The organism is Pseudomonas lurida (assembly GCF_002563895.1).
Taxonomy (GTDB): Bacteria; Pseudomonadota; Gammaproteobacteria; order Pseudomonadales; family Pseudomonadaceae; genus Aquipseudomonas; species Aquipseudomonas lurida.
The window spans coordinates 2,798,229-2,820,269 of record NZ_PDJB01000001.1; the positions used below are offsets into that span (position 1 = coordinate 2,798,229).

General features: G+C 62.2%; 15 protein-coding genes. 8 read left to right on the forward strand and 7 right to left on the reverse strand.

Features of this window, described 5'->3' with window-relative positions; all coding sequences use genetic code 11:
- Nucleotides 1–271 precede the first annotated feature (271 nt).
- Both ATH90_RS12595 and ATH90_RS12600 read left to right on the forward strand, forming a co-directional pair.
- Nucleotides 272–2,368 carry a putative bifunctional diguanylate cyclase/phosphodiesterase gene (locus tag ATH90_RS12595; RefSeq protein ID WP_098466391.1) on the forward strand — a complete coding sequence of 699 codons (2,097 nt, stop codon included), beginning with the start codon at nt 272–274 and terminating at the stop codon, nt 2,366–2,368.
- Nucleotides 2,369–2,422: 54 nt separating this feature from the next.
- Nucleotides 2,423–3,169 carry an SDR family oxidoreductase gene (locus ATH90_RS12600; protein ID WP_034104742.1) on the forward strand — a complete coding sequence of 249 codons (747 nt, stop codon included), beginning with the start codon at nt 2,423–2,425 and terminating at the stop codon, nt 3,167–3,169.
- Between the two features lie 30 nt (nt 3,170–3,199).
- Here ATH90_RS12600 and mapR read toward each other — a convergent pair whose 3' ends face one another.
- From mapR to ATH90_RS12615, 3 genes are all read right to left on the reverse strand, one after another.
- Nucleotides 3,200–4,609: a GntR family transcriptional regulator MpaR gene (gene mapR / locus ATH90_RS12605; RefSeq protein ID WP_098467668.1), complete on the reverse strand. Its 1,410-nt coding sequence runs from the start codon at nt 4,607–4,609 to the stop codon at nt 3,200–3,202.
- Nucleotides 4,610–4,769: 160 nt separating this feature from the next.
- The gene (gene ccoG, locus ATH90_RS12610) at nt 4,770–6,179 is read right to left on the reverse strand and encodes a cytochrome c oxidase accessory protein CcoG (RefSeq protein WP_098466392.1); all 1,410 of its coding nucleotides are present in this window, start codon (nt 6,177–6,179) and stop codon (nt 4,770–4,772) included.
- Nucleotides 6,180–6,363: 184 nt separating this feature from the next.
- On the reverse strand, nt 6,364–6,603 hold the full coding sequence (locus tag ATH90_RS12615; RefSeq protein WP_034104745.1) for a DUF3203 family protein: 240 nt from the start codon (nt 6,601–6,603) through the stop codon (nt 6,364–6,366).
- Between the two features lie 120 nt (nt 6,604–6,723).
- Here ATH90_RS12615 and ATH90_RS12620 point away from each other — a divergent pair, with 120 nt between their 5' ends.
- Nucleotides 6,724–7,215, forward strand: coding sequence for an MgtC/SapB family protein (locus tag ATH90_RS12620; protein WP_034104747.1), 492 nt, complete (start codon nt 6,724–6,726; stop codon nt 7,213–7,215).
- Here ATH90_RS12620 and ATH90_RS29365 read toward each other — a convergent pair.
- Complete coding sequence (locus ATH90_RS29365; protein WP_164403582.1) at nt 7,193–7,369, reverse strand: hypothetical protein; 177 nt, start codon at nt 7,367–7,369, stop codon at nt 7,193–7,195. The genes ATH90_RS12620 and ATH90_RS29365 overlap by 23 nt on opposite strands.
- Nucleotides 7,370–7,574: 205 nt before the next feature.
- Here ATH90_RS29365 and ATH90_RS12625 point away from each other — a divergent pair, with 205 nt between their 5' ends.
- The 4 genes from ATH90_RS12625 to ATH90_RS12640 all read left to right on the forward strand — a co-directional run bounded on the left by ATH90_RS12625 (nt 7,575) and on the right by ATH90_RS12640 (nt 16,515).
- Nucleotides 7,575–9,569, forward strand: coding sequence for an alpha-1,4-glucan--maltose-1-phosphate maltosyltransferase (locus ATH90_RS12625; protein ID WP_034104749.1), 1,995 nt, complete (start codon nt 7,575–7,577; stop codon nt 9,567–9,569).
- A gap of 146 nt (nt 9,570–9,715) precedes the next feature.
- Entirely contained in the window at nt 9,716–13,063 is a 3,348-nt protein-coding gene (gene treS, locus ATH90_RS12630) for a maltose alpha-D-glucosyltransferase (protein WP_098466393.1), read from the forward strand.
- Nucleotides 13,060–15,297 (forward strand): 1,4-alpha-glucan branching protein GlgB, encoded by a 2,238-nt coding sequence (gene glgB / locus ATH90_RS12635; RefSeq protein WP_034104753.1) that lies wholly within the window; start codon nt 13,060–13,062, stop codon nt 15,295–15,297. The genes treS and glgB overlap by 4 nt, the downstream gene beginning before the upstream one ends.
- 90 nt (nt 15,298–15,387) lie before the next feature.
- Nucleotides 15,388–16,515 carry a GGDEF domain-containing protein gene (locus ATH90_RS12640; protein WP_098466394.1) on the forward strand — a complete coding sequence of 376 codons (1,128 nt, stop codon included), beginning with the start codon at nt 15,388–15,390 and terminating at the stop codon, nt 16,513–16,515.
- A gap of 3 nt (nt 16,516–16,518) precedes the next feature.
- On the opposite strand, the gene ATH90_RS12645 is transcribed toward ATH90_RS12640, so the two are convergent.
- From ATH90_RS12645 to ATH90_RS12655, 3 genes are all read right to left on the reverse strand, one after another.
- On the reverse strand, nt 16,519–18,699 hold the full coding sequence (locus ATH90_RS12645) for a GAF domain-containing protein (RefSeq protein ID WP_098466395.1): 2,181 nt from the start codon (nt 18,697–18,699) through the stop codon (nt 16,519–16,521).
- A gap of 153 nt (nt 18,700–18,852) precedes the next feature.
- A complete protein-coding gene (locus ATH90_RS12650; protein WP_034104759.1) occupies nt 18,853–19,704 on the reverse strand; it encodes a CAP domain-containing protein in 852 nt (283 codons plus the stop codon).
- Between the two features lie 81 nt (nt 19,705–19,785).
- Nucleotides 19,786–21,000, reverse strand: a complete 1,215-nt coding sequence (locus ATH90_RS12655) for an MFS transporter (RefSeq protein WP_098466396.1) — start codon at nt 20,998–21,000, stop codon at nt 19,786–19,788.
- Between the two features lie 114 nt (nt 21,001–21,114).
- Here ATH90_RS12655 and ATH90_RS12660 point away from each other — a divergent pair, with 114 nt between their 5' ends.
- Nucleotides 21,115–22,020, forward strand: coding sequence for a LysR family transcriptional regulator (locus tag ATH90_RS12660; RefSeq protein ID WP_098466397.1), 906 nt, complete (start codon nt 21,115–21,117; stop codon nt 22,018–22,020).
- The last annotated feature ends 21 nt before the right edge of the window (nt 22,021–22,041 follow it).

Genomic DNA, 22,041 nt, shown 5'->3' on the forward strand with positions numbered 1-22,041 from the left:
CGTTCCAATGTGGGCGCGGGCGTGCCCGCGAATGTGGAGTGTCAGCCACTGACGATGTGACGGACTCACCGCCTTCGCAAGCAAGCACGCTCCCACATTTGGCTGCAACCGACCCCCGGTTTCGAATCGTCCCTGAGCCAGACGATTGGCGTCAAAATGCCACTAATGGCCCTCTGATAATTAATCAACTGCTCAAGAATTATTCTCGCTACAATCGCCCGCTTTGCCATTTGGCACGGGCCTCTCGGGCCCGCTGCGCACGAGAAGTCCCATGCTCATCGGTAGTTATTCACCCTCACTGGTCGTGATCTCGCTGTTTGTCGCGATTCTGGCTTCCTACACCGCGCTGGACCTGTCCGGCCGCATTGCCACGGCCAAGGGCCGCGCTGTCTATGTATGGATAGCCGGTGGCGCCATGGCGATGGGGGTGGGGGTGTGGTCGATGCACTTCATTGGCATGCTGGCGTTGCGTTTGCCGTTTGCCCTGGGCTTCGACCTGGGGATCACGGCGCTGTCGCTGTTGATCGCGGTGCTGTCCAGCGGCTTTGCGTTGTGGCTGGTGAACCAGCCGCGCTTGCCTGCATGGCAGTTGGCGTTCGGCGCATTGATCATGGGCGCGGGCATCGCCAGCATGCATTACACCGGGATGGCCGCGATGCGCATGACGCCGGGCATCGACTACGACCCGACCTTGTTTGGCGCCTCACTGGTGATCGCGGTTGTGGCGTCCGGCGCGGCGCTGTGGATCGCGTTCAATTTGCGGCGTAACACACCTTACGTGCGCCTGGCGCGCGGTGGCGCGGCGGTGGTAATGGGGTTTGCCATCGTCGGCATGCATTACACCGGCATGGCGGCGGCGCAGTTTGCCGATGAGAGTTTCTGTGGGGCGGCACTGACCGGCTTGAGCGGCAAGGGCCTGGACAACCTGGTGCTGGTGACCACCCTGGCGGTGTTGGCCATCGCTCTGCTGACGTCGCTGCTCGATGCGCGCCTGGAAGCCCGCACGGCGGTGCTGGCCAACTCCCTGACCCAAGCGAACCAGGAACTGACCCACCTGGCGCTGCACGACATGCTCACCGGGCTGCCCAACCGCACGTTGCTCGCCGACCGCATCCAGCAAGCCATCCAGGCAGTAAAAGAGCAGGGCGGCTGCTTTGCGCTGATGTTTATCGACCTGGACGGCTTCAAGCCCGTCAACGACGCGTTTGGCCACCACATGGGGGACCAATTGCTGCGCGAAGTCGGCCTGCGGCTGCGCGAAGATTTGCGCAGCCATGACACCCTGGCGCGCATCGGCGGGGATGAATTTGTTTTGCTGGTGCAATTGACCCAGCCGGATGACGCCCTTGGCCTGGCCGAGCGCCAGGTGTTGCTGATCAACCGGGCCTTCCAGGTGGCCGAGCATGAATTGAAGATCTCCGCCAGCGTCGGTATCGCCATGTTCCCGGGCAGCGGCAACACACCCCAGGAACTGCTGATGAACGCCGACGCCGCGATGTACCACGCCAAGGGCATGGGCAAGAACGGCTACAGCTTCTTTGACGCGTCGATGAACACCAACGCGCGCAAGCAACTGCAGTTGTTGCAGGACCTGCGCAATGCGCTGGAACACGAGCAATTCCGCCTCTACTACCAGCCCAAGTTTGACGCTGTCAGCGGTATTCCGGTGGGGGCCGAAGCGCTGCTGCGCTGGGAGCATCCACAACAGGGCTTGTTGCTGCCGGCGACATTTATCGAGTTGGCGGAAAAGACCGGGCTGATCATTCCCATCGGCGAATGGGTGCTCAATGAAGCCTGCCGTCAAATGAGCCTGTGGTACGCCCAGGGGTACGAAGACTGGCGCATCGCCGTGAACCTCTCCGCGTTGCAGTTCTGCCACGCCGGGCTGGTCAAGAGCGTGGCTGCGGCCTTGGAGCGGCATCAGTTGCCGGCCAACAGCCTGACCCTGGAAATCACCGAGACCACTGCCATGAGTGACGCCGATGCCAGCATGACGGTGTTGCAGCAGTTGTCGGACATGGGCGTCGACTTGTCCATCGACGACTTTGGTACCGGCTACTCCAGCCTGATGTACCTCAAGCGGCTGCCCGCCAACGAACTCAAGATTGACCGCGGCTTCGTGCGTGATCTCGAGCACGACAGCGACGATGCAGCGATTGTCTCGGCCATCGTCGCCCTCGGCCAGGCCCTGGGGCTGCGCATCGTCGCCGAAGGCGTGGAAACCGACGTGCAGCAAAATTTCCTCACGCGGTTGGGGTGTAATTCCCTGCAGGGCTACCTGCTCGGTCATCCGTTGCCAGCGGAGGGGTTCATGGCAGACATCCAGCGCGCCGAAGACGCGGTAGCGCCTGACAAAAGCCGTGCGTGATGGGTATTCTTGGATCCATCCCTTAACATCAGGCTGAATCAGGAGACCGCACGCATGGACAAAGTCCTCATCATTACCGGGGGCAGTCGCGGAATTGGCGCCGAGACGGCATTGCTGGCCGCTCGCGAGGGCTATCGCATCTGCATCAACTACCAGTCCGACGAAGAGGCGGCCCACCGTGTGCTCGAACAGGTGCGTGCGCTGGGTGCCCAGGCCATTGCCGTGCGTGCGGATGTGAGCATCGAAGATGAGGTGATCGCCCTGTTCGCCCGGGCGGACGCCGAACTCGGCCGTGTCACCGCACTGGTCAATAATGCCGGCACGGTGGGGCATAAATCCCGCGTCGATGAGATGTCCGAGTTTCGCATCCTGAAAGTCATGAAGACCAACGTGCTCGGGCCCATCCTGTGCGCCAAGCACGCTGTGCTGCGCATGTCGCCCCGGCATGGCGGGCAGGGCGGCAGCATCGTCAACGTGTCGTCGGTGGCGGCGCGGCTGGGGTCGCCCGGTGAGTATGTCGACTATGCCGCCTCCAAAGGCGCGCTCGACACGTTCACCCTGGGTTTATCGAAGGAAGTGGCAGGCGAAGGCATTCGCGTCAACGCGGTTCGCCCTGGCTATATCTACACCGATTTCCATGCCCTGAGCGGCGACCCGGACCGCGTCAGCAAGCTCGAATCCGGTATCCCCATGGCCAGGGGCGGGCGCCCGGATGAAGTGGCGGAAGCGATTATCTGGTTGCTGTCGGATAAGGCCTCGTATGCCACCGGCACGTTCCTGGACCTGGGAGGCGGTCGTTGACCGACTGACGCCAGCGCAGGCGACCCTTGTTCAGAACGACCGCACTATCCGCCCCAACGTCTCCATGGCTTTTTCCGACGCTTCGGTCCATGGGCTGCCGTAGTTCAGGCGAATGCAGTTGCGAAAGCGCTGGGTCGCCGAGAAGATCGGCCCCGGCGCAATGCTGATGCCCTGCGCCAGCGCCATCTGGAACAGCTTCAACGAATCCGTTGGTTCCGGCAGTTCCAGCCACAGAAAGTACCCGCCAGCCGGTTGGCTGACGCGCGTCTGCGCCGGGAAATAGCGGGCGATGGCGGCCAGCATGGCGCTTTGCTGTTCCTCCAGGGCATAGCGCAGCTTGCGCAGGTGCCGGTCGTAGCCGCCGTGCTGCAGGTAATCGGCAATGGCTGCCTGGGCCGGCATCGACGGGCATAGCGAGGTCATCAGTTTCAAGCGCTCGACCTTCTGCGCAAAGCGCCCGGCCGCAACCCAGCCCACGCGATAGCCGGGGGCGAGGCTCTTGGCGAAGGAACCGCAATGCATCACCAGGCCTTCGGTGTCGAAGGCCTTGGCCGGTTTGGGGGCCTGTTGCCCGTAGTACAGCTCGGCGTACACATCGTCTTCGATCAGCGGCACCTGATGGCCACGCAGCAGTTCAACCAACGCCTGTTTCTTCGGTTCCGGCAGGGTCGCACCCATGGGGTTCTGGAAGCTAGTCATGGTCCAGCAGGCCTTGATCGGGTAGCGCTCCAGGGCTTGCGCCAGGGCGTTGAGGTCGATGCCATCGCGCGGGTGCACGGGAATTTCCACCGCCTTGAGCTTCAAGCGTTCCAGTACTTGCAGGCACGCATAGAACGCAGGGGCTTCGATGGCCACCAGGTCACCCGGTTCGGTGACCGCTTGCAGGCACAGGTTCAGTGCCTCCAGGGCGCCGTTGGTGATCAGCAGTTCCTCCATGGGCAACATCAGCCCGCCGACCATATAACGCAGGGCAATTTGCCGGCGCAGTTGCGGGTTGCCCGGCGACATGTCGGTGACCACCAGGCGCGGGTCCATTTCGCGGCTGGCGCTGGCCAGGGAGCGGGCCAGGCGCGGCAGCGGGAACAGCATGGGGCTGGGGAACGCCGAGCCGAAGGGCACGGTGTTGGGGTCCTTGATCGAGTCGAGTACCGAGAACACCAGCTCGCTCACATCCACCTCGGTGGACTCGTGCACCTGCTCACTCACCACCGGCTCGGGAAATGGACTGGGCGCATGGGCATTGACGAAGTAGCCGGAGCGCGGCCGCGCGCGGATCAATCCCCGGCGTTCCAGCAGGTAGTAGGCCTGGAACACGGTGGAGGGGCTGACGCCGTACGTTTGGCTGGCATAGCGTACCGACGGCACCCGCTGGCCGGGACCAAGCACACCCGTGCGAATCAGTTCTGCGATGTCGTCGGCAAATTTTTCGTAGCGTTTCATGGCGGCCTTGAACAAATGTTTCAGTATGTGCAGGGAGTAAACGGTGGGAGCGGGCTCGCCCGCGAATACGGTGTATCAGTCGCCTCATTTATAAACTGACCCACCGTATTTGCGAGTAAGTCCGCTCCCACATGTGAATCTCTACAGGTCTGGATAGATCTCAGCGATTCAGCGGCGCCACGAAGCGGCTGTCGGCTGCACTGTAGATCCAAGGTTCATCCACATCCGTCACCTTGAAACGCAGCGTCTGCGAACTGCTCGCCGGTTTATCCGCCAGCAGCGCCACCGATACCGGCACGTCGCTGATTTCCCCCGCGGCCAGGCTGATCTCGGTCTTGCCTTGCAACTGGAAACCCTCGGCGTCCACCAGTTCCAGGCGGTAGTCCTGGCGCTGCTGGGTCTTGTTGATCACCTTGAGGCTGTAGATGTTTTCGATCAGGCCCTGGGCGTTCTCGCGGAACATGCCACGGTCCTTGGTCACGTCCAGCGACACCATCGGCCGTTCTACCAGCGCCACCACCAGGGCTGCGATCATCACCAGTAGCACGGCACTGTAGCCGATCAGGCGTGGCCGTAGCAGGTGGGTCTTGCCACCTTGCAGTTGGTGTTCGCTGGTGTAGCTCACCAAACCACGCTCGTAGCCCATCTTGTCCATGATCGAATCGCAGGCGTCGATGCAGGCCGCACAGCCGATGCATTCCATTTGCAGGCCGTCGCGAATGTCGATGCCGGTGGGGCACACTTGCACGCACAGTTGGCAGTCGATGCAGTCGCCCAGGCCGACATCGGCGGGGTTGACGTCACGTTTGCGCGGGCCACGGTATTCGCCGCGCGCCACGTCGTAGGAAATGGTCAGGGTGTCTTTGTCGAACATCACGCTCTGGAACCGCGCATACGGGCACATGTGCATGCACACCGCTTCGCGCAGCCAACCGGCATTGATGTAGGTGGCTCCGGTGAAGAAAAGCACCCAGAACAGGCTGACACCGCCCATTTGCCAAGTCAGCAGTTCGACGGCAAGGGGGCGGATCGGCGTGAAGTAGCCAACAAAGGTCAGCCCGGTCAGCAAGCTGATACCCAGCCACAACGTGTGCTTGGCCGAGCGTCGCGCCAGTTTGTTCAGGCTCCAGGGTGCGGCGTGCAACTTGATGCGCTGGTTGCGTTCGCCTTCGGTGACTTTCTCGCACCACATGAACAGCCAGGTGAATGAGCTTTGTGGGCAGGTGTAGCCGCACCATACCCGGCCAGCAAACACGGTGATGGCAAACAGGCCGAAGGCGCAGATGATCAACAGCGCCGACAGCAGGATGAAATCCTGCGGCCAGAACGTCGCGCCAAAAATGTGGAATTTGCTTTCAGCCAAGTCCCAGAGCACGGCTTGGCGACCACCCCAGTTCAGCCACACGGTGCCGAAAAAAGCCAGGAACAGGAAGCCGGCTCCGCCCACGCGCAAGGTACGGAACAGGCCGGTGAAGCTGCGGGTATGAATCAGGTTGTCGCTCGAATTGGCCTTCACCTTCTTTGGGTGTATAGGCTCAAAGGTGTCCACGGTTTGGATTCTTTCGCTCATGGTCGTTCGCTCATCAGCCTCCATCAGGCGGATGAACTATGCGCGTCGTACTGTTTGCATAACAGACTCAGCTAAGGCGATAAAAAGCGGATCAGATGAGGGGCTGGCGAGGGGCTGCGACATTGTGCTGCACCCCGTGGCCAGTGGGGTGCAGCGTTATCCAGGATGTGCTGATACAGATCAATTAAATCAGCGAACCAGGTTCGTCGGCCTTTACATGCTGGCGCCCATCGTGGGCCCCGGCGACTGTCAGGGCGTCGGCCTCGGCTTCAGTGATATAGATGCGTTCGGCGGCCAACTCCACGTAGGACATGGATTTGTCGGTGTCAGTCACGATATTGACCCGGGTCGCTGGCACGCTCTGCTCTTGGCCATTGTCATCGAGCATGAAGTAGCACAGCTGGTTTTCGATACGTATGGGCATGCCGTTCTCCTTTTCCATGGGCTATGAAGGTTAGGGGGCAGCGATCTCTATGGGTTCAAGGCAACTGACTGGCGGTCGCCGCTGTCCATCCCTTACCGATAATGACAAAGGACAGCGCCGATGGACGCCTGGTGGCTTGAAGTGTGGCAAACCCTGCGGGCCGAATTCGCCGATATCGGCGATGCCAAGCAACTCACCCAAATCACGGTGCGCTTGCTGATCGCCGCGATCCTGGGGGGCATCCTCGGTTTTGAACGCGAGAGCAAGGGCAAGGCTGCCGGGGTACGCACCCATATGCTGGTGGCCTTGGGCGCGGCCCTGTTTGTAATGGTGCCACAGATGTCCGGTAATCAAGCGGATGCGATGAGCCGGGTGGTGCAAGGCGTTATTGCCGGTATCGGCTTCCTCGGAGCAGGCACGATTATCAAGGGCAAGGACGACGAAGAAGGTCACGTCAAAGGCCTGACCACCGCAGCCGGCCTGTGGATGACCGCTGCGATTGGGGTCTCGGCCGGATTGGGCCGGGAATCGACAGCGGTGCTGAGTACCCTGCTGGCCTTGGCGGTCTTCAGCGTGATGCCGAAGATCGTCAAGCGTTTCGAGAAGGACTGACGATCACCGGTGGCATGGTCGTCGGCGGCTCCTCCACGGGCGGCGGCTGGTGTTCTGGCGGTTCCTTTTCCGGAATCGGCTCAGGCTCGGTGGGCGGCAATGTCGGGTTATCGATGTTGGGGTCCGGTGTTTCAGCGGGAATCGGGATATTCATCTTTGTGGCCTCCTTTGTGCTTTGCTCTATCGGTGGACATCCGCCAAGGCGAATTGATTCCCCGCCCAATGGCGGCACATCCACCTGAACTTTTAACTGGCGCGCAGGCTCGGACCTATGACGGCCCTGTTCAGGGAGAGCGCGGCCGTAATCGAATTTCGGATCAAGCAAAGAGCGTCCACAGGGCGTAAGGGGAAGATGCTCGATGACTGCTGAAACACTGGTTCCAGACCAATCCTTGTTGCCGTTGTCCCAGGCGCTGTTGCTGCCCAGGATCGCTATCGAAAGCACTACCCCCGTGATCGACGGCGGCGAATTCGCCGTCAAGGCCGTGGTGGGCCAGCGGGTCAACGTCACCAGTAAGGTGTTCGCCGACGGCCATGACAAACTTGCCGTGCTGATTCGCTGGCGCCCGCTGCAGGACGAAAGCTGGCACAGCGTGGTGATGACCGATGTGGGCAACAATGGCTGGGAGGGCGCGTTTACCGTCAACCAGCAGGGCCCACACGAATACTGCATCGAAGCCTGGATCGATACCTTCGCCAGCTTCTGTTATGAGTTGCGCAAGAAGCACGAGGCTGGCGTACCGGTCAGCCTGGAACTGCAGGAAGGCCGCAGCCTGGTGCTGCAAGCTGCCGAACGCAGTGACAACGAGCTGCGTGATCGCTTGATGCTGTTGCACCATGAACTGTCCGGCCTGCTGGAAACCGAGCAGGTTGCGCAGTTCCTGCACGAAGACAGTGCACACCTGATGACCCAGGCTGACCACCGCGCCTATCTGAGCGTCAGCAGCGTGTACCCCATCGATGTGGAGCGTGAAGCGGCGTTGTTTGCCAGCTGGTACGAGCTGTTTCCCCGTTCGATCACCGACGATCCTGCACGGCACGGCACCTTCAACGATGTGCACTCACGGCTGTCGATGATCCATGACATGGGCTTCGATGTGCTGTACTTCCCGCCGATCCACCCGATCGGGCGCAGCCACCGTAAAGGCAAGAACAACTCGCTGACCGCCGGCCCGGACGATCCGGGCAGCCCGTACGCGATTGGCAGCGAGGAGGGCGGCCACGAGGCCATTCACCCGCAACTCGGCAGCCGCGATGACTTCCGTCGCCTGGTCCAGGCCGCCGCCGAGCACGGCCTGGAAATCGCCCTGGATTTCGCCATCCAGTGTTCCCAGGACCACCCATGGCTCAAGGAGCATCCGGGCTGGTTCAACTGGCGCCCGGACGGCACGATCAAATACGCTGAAAACCCGCCAAAAAAGTATCAGGACATCGTCAACGTCGACTTCTACGCTGCGGATGCCATTCCGGGCCTGTGGACCGAACTGCGCGATATCGTGGTGGGCTGGGTGGAAGAGGGCGTGAAGACCTTTCGCGTCGACAACCCCCACACCAAGCCGCTGCCGTTCTGGCAATGGCTGATCAGCGACGTGCGCTCCAAGCACCCTGACGTGATCTTCCTGGCCGAAGCCTTTACCACGCCGGCGATGATGGCGCGCCTGGGCAAGGTCGGCTATTCACAGAGCTACACCTATTTCACCTGGCGCAATACCAAGGCCGAGTTGAGCGAATACCTGACGCAGTTGAACGAATCGCCGTGGCGCGAGTGCTACCGGCCGAATTTCTTCGTCAACACACCGGACATCAACCCGGGCTTCTTGCACGAGTCCGGTCGCCCGGGCTTCTTGATCCGTGCCGCCCTGGCGACCATGGGGTCGGGCCTGTGGGGCATGTACTCAGGTTTCGAGCTGTGCGAAGCGGCCCCAGTGCCCGGCAAAGAGGAATACCTGGACTCGGAGAAGTACGAGATCCGCCCGCGGGACTTCACGGCTCCCGGCAATATCATCGCCGAGATCGCCCAGCTCAACCGCATCCGCCGGCAAAACCCGGCATTGCAGACGCACTTGGGGCTGAAGCTCTACAACGCCTGGAACGACAACATCCTGTATTTCGGCAAGCGCAGTGAGGATGGCAGCAACTTCATCCTGGTGGCCGTGAACCTTGACCCGTTCAACGCCCAGGAAGCCCATTTCGAGTTGCCGCTCTGGGAGTTGGGCCTGCCGGACGATGCCCAGACCCAGGGCGAAGACTTGATGAACGGCCATCGCTGGACCTGGTATGGCAAAAGCCAGTGGACGCGACTGGACCCACAGATGCCCTTTGGAATCTGGCGCATCACGACTTCTCAAGCCTAGTGGAAATCAACTGTGGGAGCAGGCTTGCCTGTGAAGCGGTATGTCAGCAGCCAATTGTTAGCTGATGTACCGCCATTGCAGGCAAGCCAGCCCGCACATCAACCGTGTTTCTCCAGACGGTTTTTTCAAAATTTCAGGAGTTTCCAATGGCGAAGAAACCCAACGCTGCCACCTTTATCAAAGACCCGCTCTGGTACAAGGACGCGGTGATCTACCAGGTTCACGTCAAATCCTACTTCGACTCCAACAACGATGGCATTGGTGACTTCCCCGGGCTGATCGCCAAGCTCGACTACATCGCCGACCTGGGTGTCAACACCATCTGGCTGCTGCCGTTCTACCCCTCGCCACGCCGCGACGATGGCTACGACATCGCCGAATACCGTGGCGTGCACAGCGACTACGGCACCATGGCCGACGCCAAGCGCTTCATTGCCGAAGCGCATAAGCGCGGGCTGCGTGTGATTACCGAACTGGTGATCAACCACACCTCCGATCAGCACCCATGGTTCCAGCGGGCGCGCAAGGCCAAGCCCGGCTCGGCGGCTCGGGACTTCTACGTGTGGTCGGACGACGACCAGAAATACGACGGCACGCGCATCATCTTTCTCGACACCGAGAAGTCCAACTGGACCTGGGACCCGGTCGCCGGCCAGTATTTCTGGCACCGTTTCTATTCCCACCAGCCGGACCTCAACTTCGACAACCCGCAGGTGATGAAGGCCGTGCTGTCGGTGATGCGCTATTGGCTGGACATGGGCATTGATGGCCTGCGCCTGGACGCCATTCCGTACCTGATCGAACGCGATGGCACCAATAACGAAAACCTCCCCGAAACCCACGACGTGCTCAAGCAGATCCGCGCCGAAATCGACGCCCATTACCCCGACCGCATGCTGCTCGCCGAGGCCAACCAGTGGCCGGAAGACACGCAGTTGTATTTCGGTGACAAAAAGGGCGACGACGGCGATGAATGCCACATGGCCTTCCATTTCCCCCTGATGCCGCGCATGTACATGGCGCTGGCCCAGGAAGATCGCTTCCCGATCACCGACATCCTGCGCCAGACCCCGGAGATTCCCGCCAATTGCCAGTGGGCAATCTTCCTGCGCAACCACGATGAACTGACCCTGGAAATGGTCACCGACAAAGAGCGCGACTACCTGTGGAACTACTACGCCGCTGACCGTCGCGCGCGCATCAACCTCGGCATTCGCCGGCGCCTGGCGCCGTTGATGGAGCGTGACCGCCGGCGTGTCGAGCTGCTCAATAGCCTATTGCTGTCGATGCCCGGTACACCGACCCTGTATTACGGCGATGAAATCGGCATGGGCGATAACATCTACCTCGGCGACCGTGATGGCGTGCGTACGCCGATGCAATGGTCCATCGACCGCAATGGTGGTTTCTCCCGCGCCGACCCGGCCAGCCTGGTGCTGCCGCCGATCATGGACCCGCAATATGGCTACCAGTCGGTGAATGTGGAGACCCAGGCCCAAGACCCGCATTCCTTGCTGAACTGGACCCGGCGCATGCTGGCGGTGCGCAAGCAATCCAAGGCGTTTGGTCGCGGTAGCCTGAAAATGCTCTCGCCGAGCAACCGTCGCATCCTGGCCTATACCCGTGAGTACACCGGTGAAGACGGGCGCAACGAGATCATCCTCTGCGTGGCCAACGTGTCCCGCAGCGCCCAGGCGGCCGAGCTGGACCTGTCGGCGTTTGCCGGCATGGTGCCGGTGGAGATGCTTGGCGGTAACGCCTTCCCGCCCATCGGCCAGCTGAATTTCCTGCTGACCCTGGCGCCCTATGGCTTCTACTGGTTCGTGCTCGCGCCGGAAAACCAGATGCCCAGCTGGCATGTGGAACCGGCCCAGAGCATGCCGGACTTCACCACGTTGGTACTGAAAAAGCGTATGGAAGAATTGCTGGAAGAACCGTGTCGAGCGTCCCTGGAACAGACGGCACTGCCGGCCTGGTTGCCCAAGCGACGCTGGTTCGCGGGCAAGGACACGGCGATCGACAGCGTGCGCATTGCCTACGGTGTGCGCTTTGGCGACCCGCAGCACCCGGTATTGCTCAGCGAACTGGAAGTGACGGCCGGTGGACAGGTCAGCCGTTATCAGCTGCCGTTCGGTTTCCTCGGTGAAGACCAATTCACCAGTGCCTTGCCCCAGCAACTGGCCCTGGCCCGCGTACGGCGCGTGCGTCAGGTGGGGCTGGTGACCGACGCCTTCAGTCTCGAGCACTTTATCCGCGCCGTGATCCAGGGTTTGCAGGCGGGCACGGTGCTCAACGCCAGCGACGGCGAGCTGCGCTTTGCAGCGACGCCGCACCTGGCCAAGCTGCAACTGACGGATGAGTCCGAAGTGCGCTACTTGTCGGCCGAGCAGTCCAACAGCTCGGTAGTGGTGGGCGAGAGCCTGGTGCTCAAGCTGATCCGCAAGGTCGCCTCCGGCGTGCACCCGGAACTGGAGATGAGCGCCTACCTGACCGAGGCCGGCTACCCGAATATCTCGCCGCTGCTGGGCTCGATGATTCGCCACGACGCCGAGGGCCAGGACAACCTGCTGATGATTGCCCAGGGTTACCTGAGCAACCAGGGCGACGCCTGGGGCTGGACCCAGAACAACCTGGAACGTGCGATCCGTGACGAACTGGCCGAAGCCATGTCCGAACAGGAACAGCACTACAACGCCCTCGGCGAGCTGGCCGACTTTGCCGGACTGCTCGGCCAACGCCTGGGTGAAATGCACGTGGTGCTCGGCGCGAAAACCACCAATAAGGACTTCAAGCCAGAGGTCACCACCGCCAAGGACACCCAGGCCTGGGCCAAGGATGTCGGCGCACAGCTGGACCGTGCGTTGCACTTGCTCAAACTGCATCAAACCCAGTTGAACCCTGCGGATCAAGCGCTGGTCAGTGATTTGCTGGCGCAGAAAAAGGCCATTGCCAGCCATGTGCACGCCCTGGCGAAAGCCACGGCAGGCGGGTTGCGTATTCGGGTCCACGGTGATTTGCACCTGGGCCAGGTGCTGGTGGTCAAGGGCGATGCCTATCTGATCGACTTTGAAGGAGAGCCGGCGCGACCGCTGCACGAGCGACGCGGCAAGCACAGCCCGTACAAAGACGTGAGCGGCGTCTTGCGCTCCTTCGATTACGCGGCGGCCATGGCGCTGAATGTACAAGGGGTGGACCATTCGCCCGAGGCGGACGTGGCACGCAAACGCGTGACTGACCGTTACCTGAAAGAAGCACGCCAGGCCTTTATCCAGGCTTACCAGTCCGCTACGTCTACACTGGCGCATGACTGGCAGGACGCCAAAGGCCAGGACGCAGCGCTGACGTTATTCAGCCTGGAGAAGGCCGCGTACGAAGTGGCCTACGAAGCGGAAAACCGCCCAACCTGGTTGCCGGTGCCCCTGCAAGGGTTGCACGGACTGTTGAGCGGGCTTGCACCTATATCGAAAACTGCACGCGGTGGGGAGTCGTCATGAGCTTTACAAATAAAGAACCGCTGCAACCGAAGTTGACTGCATTGCCGGCGTCCAAGGACGTCGAAGCGCTGGTACGCGCCGAGCACCATGACCCGTTCTCGATTCTCGGGCCACACGAAGATGACCACGACGGCCAGTTCATCCGCGCATTCCTGCCGGAGGCGTTGAGCGTCCAGGTGCTGGCACGCGACAGCGGCGAGCCGCTCGGCAGCCTCGACGCGAGCCACGTGCCGGGCTTGTTTGTCGGGCACTTCGCTACGCGCCAGCCGTACCTGTTGAAAATCCAGTGGGCCGGCGGCGAGCAAGTGACCGAAGACCCTTACAGCTTCCAGCAACTGTTGCTGGGTGAAATGGACCTGTACCTGTTCGCCGAAGGCAATCACCGCGACCTCGGCAGTTGCCTGGGGGCCCAGGTGACCAGCGTCGATGGTGTGCAGGGCGTGCGCTTTGCCGTCTGGGCGCCGAATGCGCGGCGGGTGTCGGTGGTGGGCGATTTCAACATCTGGGACGGTCGCCGTCACCCGATGCGCCTGCGCCATCCATCCGGCGTGTGGGAGATCTTTATCCCGCGCCTGCAGCCAGGGGCGGCCTACAAATACGAAATTCTCGGCGCCAACGGGATCCTGCCGCTCAAGGCCGATCCTATGGCACTGGCGACCCAGTTGCCGCCGGACACTGCGTCCAAGGTTGCCCAGCCTTTGCAAGTAGACTGGCAAGACCACGACTGGATGCAGTCGCGCGTCGAAAAACAGAAGGCCACGGCGCCGCTGTCGATCTATGAGCTGCATGTGGGCTCCTGGCAGTGCGAGTTGGACGAGGCGGGCGAGGTGGCCCGGCAGTACAACTGGCGTGAACTGGCCGAGCGGCTGATTCCCTATGTGCAGCAACTGGGCTTCACCCATGTCGAGCTGATGCCGATCATGGAGCACCCGTTTGGTGGCTCCTGGGGCTACCAGGCGTTGTCACAATTCGCGCCGACAGCACGATTCGGCTCGCCAGAAGATTTTGCGTATTTCGTCAACGCCCTGCACCAGGCCGACATCGGCGTGATCCTCGATTGGGTGCCGGCGCATTTTCCTACCGATACCCACGGCTTGGCACAGTTCGACGGCACCGCGCTGTACGAATACGCCAACCCACTCGAAGGCTTCCACCAGGATTGGGACACGCTGATCTACAACCTGGGCCGCACCGAGGTGCATGGCTTCATGCTCGCCTCGGCGCTGCATTGGCTCAAGCACTTCCACATCGACGGGCTGCGCGTGGATGCGGTGGCATCGATGCTCTACCGCGATTATTCGCGCAAGGCCGGCGAATGGGTGCCCAACCGCCATGGTGGCCGCGAGAATCTGGAGGCTATCGACTTCCTCCGCCATTTGAACGACGTGGTGGCCCTGGAAGCCCCTGGCGCGCTAGTGATCGCCGAGGAATCGACCGCCTGGCCCGGCGTGAGCCAGCCCACCCAACAGGGCGGCCTGGGTTTCAACTACAAATGGAACATGGGCTGGATGCACGATTCCCTGCACTACATCCAGCAGGACCCGGTGTACCGCGCCCATCACCATAACGAGCTGAGTTTCGGCCTGGTCTATGCCTGGTCCGAGCGCTTTATCCTGCCGATCTCCCATGACGAAGTGGTGCACGGCAAGCATTCGTTGATCGACAAGATGCCCGGCGACCGCTGGCAGAAGTTTGCCAACCTGCGCGCGTACCTGGCGTTCATGTGGATGCACCCGGGCAAGAAACTGTTGTTCATGGGCTGCGAATTCGGCCAATGGCGCGAGTGGAACCACGACCAGCAACTGGACTGGTACCTGTTGCAGTACGCCGAACACAAAGGGGTGCAAAAGCTGGTGGGCGACTTGAACCGGCTGTACCGCGAAGAACCGGCCTTGCACGAGCAGGACGACGCGCCCCAGGGCTTCCAGTGGCTGATCGGGGATGACGCGATCAACAGCGTCTACGCGTGGCTGCGCTGGAGCAAGGACGGCAAGCCGGTGCTGGTGGTGGCCAACTTCACGCCAGTGCCGCGTGAGGCTTACAAAGTCGGCGTACCCTTTGGCGGGCGCTGGAGTGAAGTGATCAACAGTGACGCCGATATGTACGCAGGCTCCAATTACGGTAACGGAGGTGAGGTATTCACCCAGGATGAGCCCAATCATGGACAAGCGGTGTCACTGTCGTTGAATCTGCCGCCACTGGGTGTGCTGATTTTGCGGCCGGAACCGCTTTAAAGGCTCTAGCGTGCTGGATTCTGTTGTCCGCATTGGTGGCAGGGTGCCACAATGGCACCTTTGTCGTGGTAGTCGAATCAGGCGGATGTCATGAATGGCCTTGGGCGTGGGCAGGACCAGGATTGCTTTATAGAGGAGCAGGTGCGGACTGACCGTTTGCATCAACTGTTCAGGCAATCATTCGCTGCGATTTTTGGCAGTTACCTGGCCGCCGTGATGCTCTGTTGGCTCTGTTGGGATCGGTTTGACCACCAGGTCATCCTGGTCTGGCTGGTGGCACTGGCCGTGTCGTCGCTGCTGCGCGTCAAGATGTTCATGGCGTGGTTCCGCTGCCCCAACGCCGAGCGTACGCCGGACCGTTGGGAGCGACGCTACTGGCTCACGCTGGCGCTGTCGGCGGGGGTCTGGGGGGCTGGTGCCTTGGCGGTGATGCCCACCGATGACCGGCTCTCCCAGGCTCTGGTGATGCTGTTCACTGTGGGCATGTCGGTCAGCGCGGTCTCGTGTTATTCGGCTTACCGCTACATGACCCTGGCCTCCATGGCCCTGGTACTGCTGCCGTGCACGCTATGGTTGCTGTTCCAGCCGTCCACCATGCAAGTCGGCGTCGCCATCGCGGTGCTGGTGTTTTCCACCTTTGTGGTCAGTGCCACGCGCAAGCTGTCGGATGCCCTGGAAAAAGCCTTTCGCCTGACGCGGCAAATGGAACGGGCTCACAATATTTCCACCCGCGCCGCCCAGACCGATGAGCTCACTGGCCTGATGAACCGCCGCGCGTTCTTCGAACATGCCCAGGTGCTGTACGAACACTGCCGTCACAACCGCCAACCGCTGTGTGCGTTGATGATGGATATGGATCACTTCAAGGAAATCAACGACACCTACGGCCATCAGGCCGGCGACCAAGTGTTGCGTCAGATAGGTGGAGTCATCAGCGCTTCGTTTCGCCAAGCCGATGTGTATGGTCGACTGGGCGGCGAGGAGTTTGCGGTGTTGCTGCCCAATACGTCACTGGATACCGCGCGGGCGATCGCCGAGCAACTGATCAAGGCGATCTCGGGCCTGGCCTCCGAGCCCGTGCAGGGGTTGTCCGCAAGCCTTGGGGTGGCTTCCACCCACACCCTGGATCAAGACCTGCACGGCCTGATGAATACCGCTGACAAGGCGTTGTACCGCGCCAAGGCCCAGGGCCGTAACCAGGTCGCGGTGGCGGAGTAGGGTTCAGTGCATCGCCTTGGTCAGCGCCCGTGCGACCTGGTCGGCTGAGTAGGGCTTGGCCAGGAACTCGAACCCGTCGTAGCCACTGTCGGCCAGCTCTTCGCTGTAACCGGAGGTCAGTACCACTGGCAAGTCCGGGCGCCGTTGGCGCAGCACCTTGGCCATGGCCACGCCGGTCATGCCGGGCATCACCACATCCGAGAAAATCCCATCGAACGCCAGGGCATCCGCACCGGCCAGCGTGAGTGCCTGTTCGGCGTTGGTGGCCCACGTGGTCTGGTAACCCAGGTCCTGGAGGATCTGGTTGGCGAAGCGGCCCACTTCCAGGTTGTCTTCCACGACGAGAATATGGCGTTGTGCTGTGTCCGCGATCGGCGGATGGCTTTCGGCTGTGTGCGAGCACTCTGCCGGCGGTGGCGCCACTTCGGGCAGGTACAGGGTAAATACCGTGCCTTGTCCTGCGTGGGTTGCTACGTCAACGTTACCGCCGGATTGCTTGGCAAACCCGAATACCTGGGACAACCCCAGCCCGGTGCCTTTGCCGACAGGCTTGGTGGTAAAGAACGGCTCGAAAATGCGCTCGAAGGTGTCGGCACTGATACCGCTACCGGTGTCGGCCAGGGAAATGGTCACGAACGGTTGGTGCACTTCCTGGTCACCACGCACGCGTGGCATCGCGTCCACCGGGGCCACCCGCAAGGTGAGCGTGCCTTTGCCGTCCATCGCATCCCGGGCGTTCAGGGCGATGTTGATCAAGGCGGTTTCGAACTGGCTGGCGTCGACGCGCACATGGCATAGCCGCTCGGGCAGTTGCACTTGCACCTGGATGCGCGCACCGGTGACGCTTTCGAGCATCTCACCGATGTTCTTGACCCGTTGGCCTGCATCGAAAACTTCAGGGTTCAGTGGTTGGCGGCGGGCGAAGGCGAGCAGTTGGCTGGTGAGCTTGCTGGCCCGCTCCACGGTGTCGGAGACCGCGCCCATATAGCGTTGGCGCCGCTCTTCGGAGAGCCCGGGTTGACGCAGGAAATCCACCGACGAACGAATGATGGTCAACAGGTTGTTGAAGTCGTGGGCCACGCCGCCGGTCAATTGCCCGATGGCTTCCAGTTTCTGCGATTGGCGCAGCGCGGCTTCGGCCTCGGTCAGGGCGGTGGTGCGCTCCCGCACCCGCTGTTCCAGGGTGGCATTGAGCTCAGTAAAGGCTGCCAGGCCGTCGCGCACCGCGGCGTCGGCGCGTACCCGCTCGATATGCGCCCAGGAGCGTTCGGTGACTTCGCGTACCAGGGCCAGGTCGTAGGGTGACCAGACTCGCGCCGACTTGTCATGCACGGCCATCAAGGCGGTCAGGCGGCCTTCCTTGATCAGTGGGAAGCACACTGTCGCCAGGACGCCGAGGGCCTGATAGCTGGCGGCTTCCTCCGGCGCAAATTCAACACGGTTATCCACCACCACCAGTGGCTCACCCGCACGCAACTGGCGAACCGCCCGCGCGCCGAATGAGGCGAGGCTGTAGCGCCCGACGATGCTTGGCGAGCCCGGCGCCGCCCAATTACCGCGAATAGTGAAACCGTCTTCGTCGGCATCCATGTCTGCATAGGCGCAATTGGATACCTGCAGGTGCTCGGCCAGCAGGCGCGTGGTGGTGGACATGATGCTCTCGGCGTCAGTGGCGGTGGCCACTGCGCTGCCGACGGCGTCCAGCACGGCCAGGCGACGGGCGAGGAATACGGTTGTCGTGGTTTCGGTGACCGTGTCGAGCATACCGACGACCTTGCCCTGGGGGTCGCGGATCGGGCTGTAGCAAAAAGTGAAGTAAGCCTGCTCCGGGCCGCTGCCGCGTTCGATCAGCAGGGGAAAGTTCTCGATAAAGGTTGCATGCCCTTCGAATGCCGCCTTGGCGATAGGACCGATGTCTGCCCAGACCTCATGCCACACCTCGCTGAACGGGCGGCCGAGTGCGTAGGGCTTATCCCCCAGGATCGGAATGAAGGCGTCGTTGTACAACATGGTCAGCTGCGGTCCCCAAATGATGGATTGGGGGAAGCTCGACGCAAAGCACAGCGCCACGGTGGTCTTGAGCACATCTGGCCACTGCTCCAGCGGCCCCAGGGGCGTATTTGCCCAATCATGCTGGCGAACGCGCTCAGCCATGTCGCTGCTGCTTTGCAGCCAATTTATCATCGGGAGAACACCTTGTTTGCCGGGGTCCGTCCAACCCCTGAAAGGGTCAGTTCAACAAGCTACAGACCGGCATGACCACTGCCAAGTTCAGCGGCATTATCCATGAGATGGCAATTTGATGCTTCATCCGTTTGGATAGATCTGCCAACACGCTTATTGCGCCCCGAAAACCCCTGTCCAATAGATGCCTGCGTCGCTCTTGGGGTCCATGGCATACGCCGCACCCAGCTCGCGGAACTGCGGGTTCATCAAGTTGGCGCAATGCCCCGGGCTGGCCAGCCAGCCGTCCACGACTTTGCGTGGCGTGTCCAGGCCGGCGGCAATGTTCTCGCCGATGTTCTTCGCGATATACCCGGCCAATTCGGCGCGGTCACCGGGCGTGCGGCCATCGTGGTCAAGGTGGTCGAAGAAATTGCCGTTGGCCATGTTGCGCGTATGGCTGTTAGCGGCGCCGGCCAGGTCTTCGTTCCAGGACAATGGGGTCGTCGCGGTAAAGGCCTGCGTGCCGCACTGGCGCGCCTGGGAACGCGCGGTGTTGATCAGGGTGAGCAGTTGCTTGCCCTCGGTCTGCCAATCGCCCAGGCCACTGGTGAGTAACGGGCGGGCGAGCACGATGCGCCAGTCCTGGCCGCTGTTGCTCACGCCGATATCAACGAATTGCGGGTCGAGCACCACGCGGCAGAAGCTCTCGCGCACGGCCTTCATGGCAGCCTGGGCATCCTTTGGCCCGGACAAGCTGATGGCTTGCACGTTGACCATTGGGTACGCGGCCCGCGCCAGCGCTTGCTGCAGGTCGCCCACATTGGTGGCCGGCAGCACCAGCCGCGTATCGCTGGCCAGTGGCGGCAGTTCCTGGGAACCCTGGTCGCCGCAGCGTTGCACCTGGCTGCGGTATTGGTTGATCTGTTGCACTAACTGACTTTCTTCATTCGCCATCGCGCTGGCGCAGAACACCGTACTGGCGGCCAGCGTCGTAAGACCCATCATCAATGACAGAACGCGCATGGACGTTACCCTTGAGCTTGAAAGTGCCCATGATGCGCGATGTAACCCGGTCTGGCGCAACGCCTTTTTTGTTTTTTTGCCTCAATGGGTGTTCTGGAGGCCGTCGAGGGTGCCGAAGCGGCGCCATGCCATCACACTGGCCAGCAGGATCAAGCCCAGTCCCACGCCGAACGTTGCGTGCAGGCCATAGGCCACGGACTGCGGGACGGCGCGGGTGACATCCGGGCAGGCCCAGGCAAACACTGCACCCAGTACTGAAGCGCCGAAGATCAGCCCGAGGTTGCGTGACAGGTTCAGCAACCCGGAGACAGTGCCTCGACGTGCTCCTTGCACGTCGCTCATCACGGCGGTGTTATTGGCGGCCTGGAACAGGCTGTAGCCCGCCGTCAGAATCACCAGCGAGGCCAGATAGGCCGGCAACCCAGACGCCAGCGACAACAGCAGCGCGCCACACGCCAGCGCACCGAGGCCGGCGAGTGTCATGCGCTGGCTGCCGAATCGGTCGGTGAGGCGGCCTGCCGGTACCCCCGTAAGGGCCGCGACGCCAGGGCCGACGGCCATGGCCAGGCCCATCCACTGGGGCGGCAGGCCCAGGCCCTGGGACAAGTAGAACGGCCCGACCACAAAGGTGGCCATGATGACGGCCGCCACCAACGCACTCATGGCCAGGGCGACGCGCAGCGAGGAGGCCGCCAACGCGAGTCGCAAGCTTGAGCCTGCCGGCGAGGGTGCGTAAGGGCGATCAACCGGCAAATAGCGACAGGCGAGGGCGGCGGCTGTCAGCCCCAGCGGCACACCGACCAGGAAGGTCGCACGCCAGCCCCACACGCTCAGCAACACACCGCCAACGCTCGGCCCCATGGCGGTGCCGACGGCCGACATTGTGCCCAGCAAGCCCATCGCGCGGCCAGTGCGCTCCTGGGGGACCGTGTCACCGACCATGCCCAGTGCCATGGCCATCATGGCTGCCGCGCCGAGGCCTTGCAGGATGCGCGCGGCTACCAGCCCTTGCAGCGTGGTCGCCAAGCCGCAAAGTCCGCACGCCATGGAGAACAGCAGCAACCCCGCGAGCAATAACCGTCGACGGCCCAGGCGGTCCCCCAGGCGCCCGGCGTTGACAATGACCGCCGTGATCGCCAGCAGGTAAGCCAGCACCACCCACTGCACGGCATGAAATGACGCGTCAAACGCCCGTGCGAGGCTGGGCAGGCTGACATTGGCAATGCTGGTGCCGAGGGACGCCAGCAACATGGACAGGGAGAGGCTGACGAGGCTGCCGCGTGAGGCGTTGTGCATGGGAAGAATCCTTGAGTGAAGGCAACTGTCACAAATCTACGACGTGCCCTAACATGGCGGAAGGCGCATGGGTTGCAATGAATACATGCGTCTAACGCCTTATGAGGAGCGCCAATGCCCGATCTCAACTTGCTGGTCACGCTGGATGTACTGCTCGCCGAAGGCAGCGTTGCCCGCGCTGCCAAGCGCCTGCGCCTGAGTCCCTCGGCCATGAGTCGTGCCTTGGCGCGTTTGCGTGAAACCACCGGCGATCCGTTGTTGGTACGTGCCGGTCGCGGCCTGGTGCCCACACCGAGGGCAGTGGAACTGCGCGAACAGGTCAGCCGACTGGTGCAGGACGCCAGCGCCGTGTTGCGCCCGGTGCAGGCGCTGGATATGTCTAGGGTCGAGCGCACCTTTACCCTGCGTACCAGCGAAGAGTTCGTCGAGCAATTCGGGCCGGCGCTGCTGGCGCGTAGTGCTCGGGAGGCACCCGGTGTGCGCCTGCGGTTCGTCAACAAGACCGACAAGGACAGCGCGCTGCTGCGCGACGGCCGCGTCGACCTGGAAACCGGCGTGGTCGACCCCACCGCCAGCCCGGAAGTGCTCACCCAGGCGCTGTTCCGTGACCGCCTGGTTGGCGTGGTACGCAAGGGGCATCCTCTCTGCCAGGGCGACGTCAGCGTCCGGCGTTATGCCGAGGGCCAGCACGTCTATGTGTCTCGCCGTGGCCAGGACCGTGGCCAGATTGACGATGTCCTTGAAGCCCAGGGCCTCACGCGACAGATCACGACGGTCGTCGCCGGTTTCGCCACGGCAATCGCCTTGGCCCGCGACACCGACCTGATCGCCAGCGTACCCGAGCGCTATACCACCCACCCGCGTGATGGGCTGCACAGCTTTGCACTGCCGCTGACGCTACCGGTCTTCACTGTAGCGATGCTCTGGCACCCGAGGCTGGATGCCGACCTGGCCCACCGCTGGTTGCGCGGGTGTTTGCGCGAGGTGTGCGCCGAGCAGGTACAATCGGGGCTGCCTTGACGCTGAACCCCAGGAATTTGC

What these genes read in the sequence shown, in the direction of transcription:
- ATH90_RS12655 (WP_098466396.1), bottom strand. Translation starts at nt 21,000, where the DNA reads ATGCACAACGCCTCACGCGGCAGCCTCGTCAGCCTCTCCCTGTCCATG.
- ATH90_RS12645 (WP_098466395.1), bottom strand. Translation starts at nt 18,699, where the DNA reads ATGATAAATTGGCTGCAAAGCAGCAGCGACATGGCTGAGCGCGTTCGC.
- ATH90_RS12620 (WP_034104747.1), top strand. Translation starts at nt 6,724, where the DNA reads ATGGACGCCTGGTGGCTTGAAGTGTGGCAAACCCTGCGGGCCGAATTC.
- ccoG (WP_098466392.1), bottom strand. Translation starts at nt 6,179, where the DNA reads ATGAGCGAAAGAATCCAAACCGTGGACACCTTTGAGCCTATACACCCA.
- ATH90_RS12615 (WP_034104745.1), bottom strand. Translation starts at nt 6,603, where the DNA reads ATGCCCATACGTATCGAAAACCAGCTGTGCTACTTCATGCTCGATGAC.
- ATH90_RS12660 (WP_098466397.1), top strand. Translation starts at nt 21,115, where the DNA reads ATGCCCGATCTCAACTTGCTGGTCACGCTGGATGTACTGCTCGCCGAA.
- mapR (WP_098467668.1), bottom strand. Translation starts at nt 4,609, where the DNA reads ATGAAACGCTACGAAAAATTTGCCGACGACATCGCAGAACTGATTCGC.
- ATH90_RS29365 (WP_164403582.1), bottom strand. Translation starts at nt 7,369, where the DNA reads ATGAATATCCCGATTCCCGCTGAAACACCGGACCCCAACATCGATAAC.
- ATH90_RS12600 (WP_034104742.1), top strand. Translation starts at nt 2,423, where the DNA reads ATGGACAAAGTCCTCATCATTACCGGGGGCAGTCGCGGAATTGGCGCC.
- treS (WP_098466393.1), top strand. Translation starts at nt 9,716, where the DNA reads ATGGCGAAGAAACCCAACGCTGCCACCTTTATCAAAGACCCGCTCTGG.
- ATH90_RS12650 (WP_034104759.1), bottom strand. Translation starts at nt 19,704, where the DNA reads ATGCGCGTTCTGTCATTGATGATGGGTCTTACGACGCTGGCCGCCAGT.
- ATH90_RS12625 (WP_034104749.1), top strand. Translation starts at nt 7,575, where the DNA reads ATGACTGCTGAAACACTGGTTCCAGACCAATCCTTGTTGCCGTTGTCC.
- glgB (WP_034104753.1), top strand. Translation starts at nt 13,060, where the DNA reads ATGAGCTTTACAAATAAAGAACCGCTGCAACCGAAGTTGACTGCATTG.
- ATH90_RS12640 (WP_098466394.1), top strand. Translation starts at nt 15,388, where the DNA reads ATGAATGGCCTTGGGCGTGGGCAGGACCAGGATTGCTTTATAGAGGAG.
- ATH90_RS12595 (WP_098466391.1), top strand. Translation starts at nt 272, where the DNA reads ATGCTCATCGGTAGTTATTCACCCTCACTGGTCGTGATCTCGCTGTTT.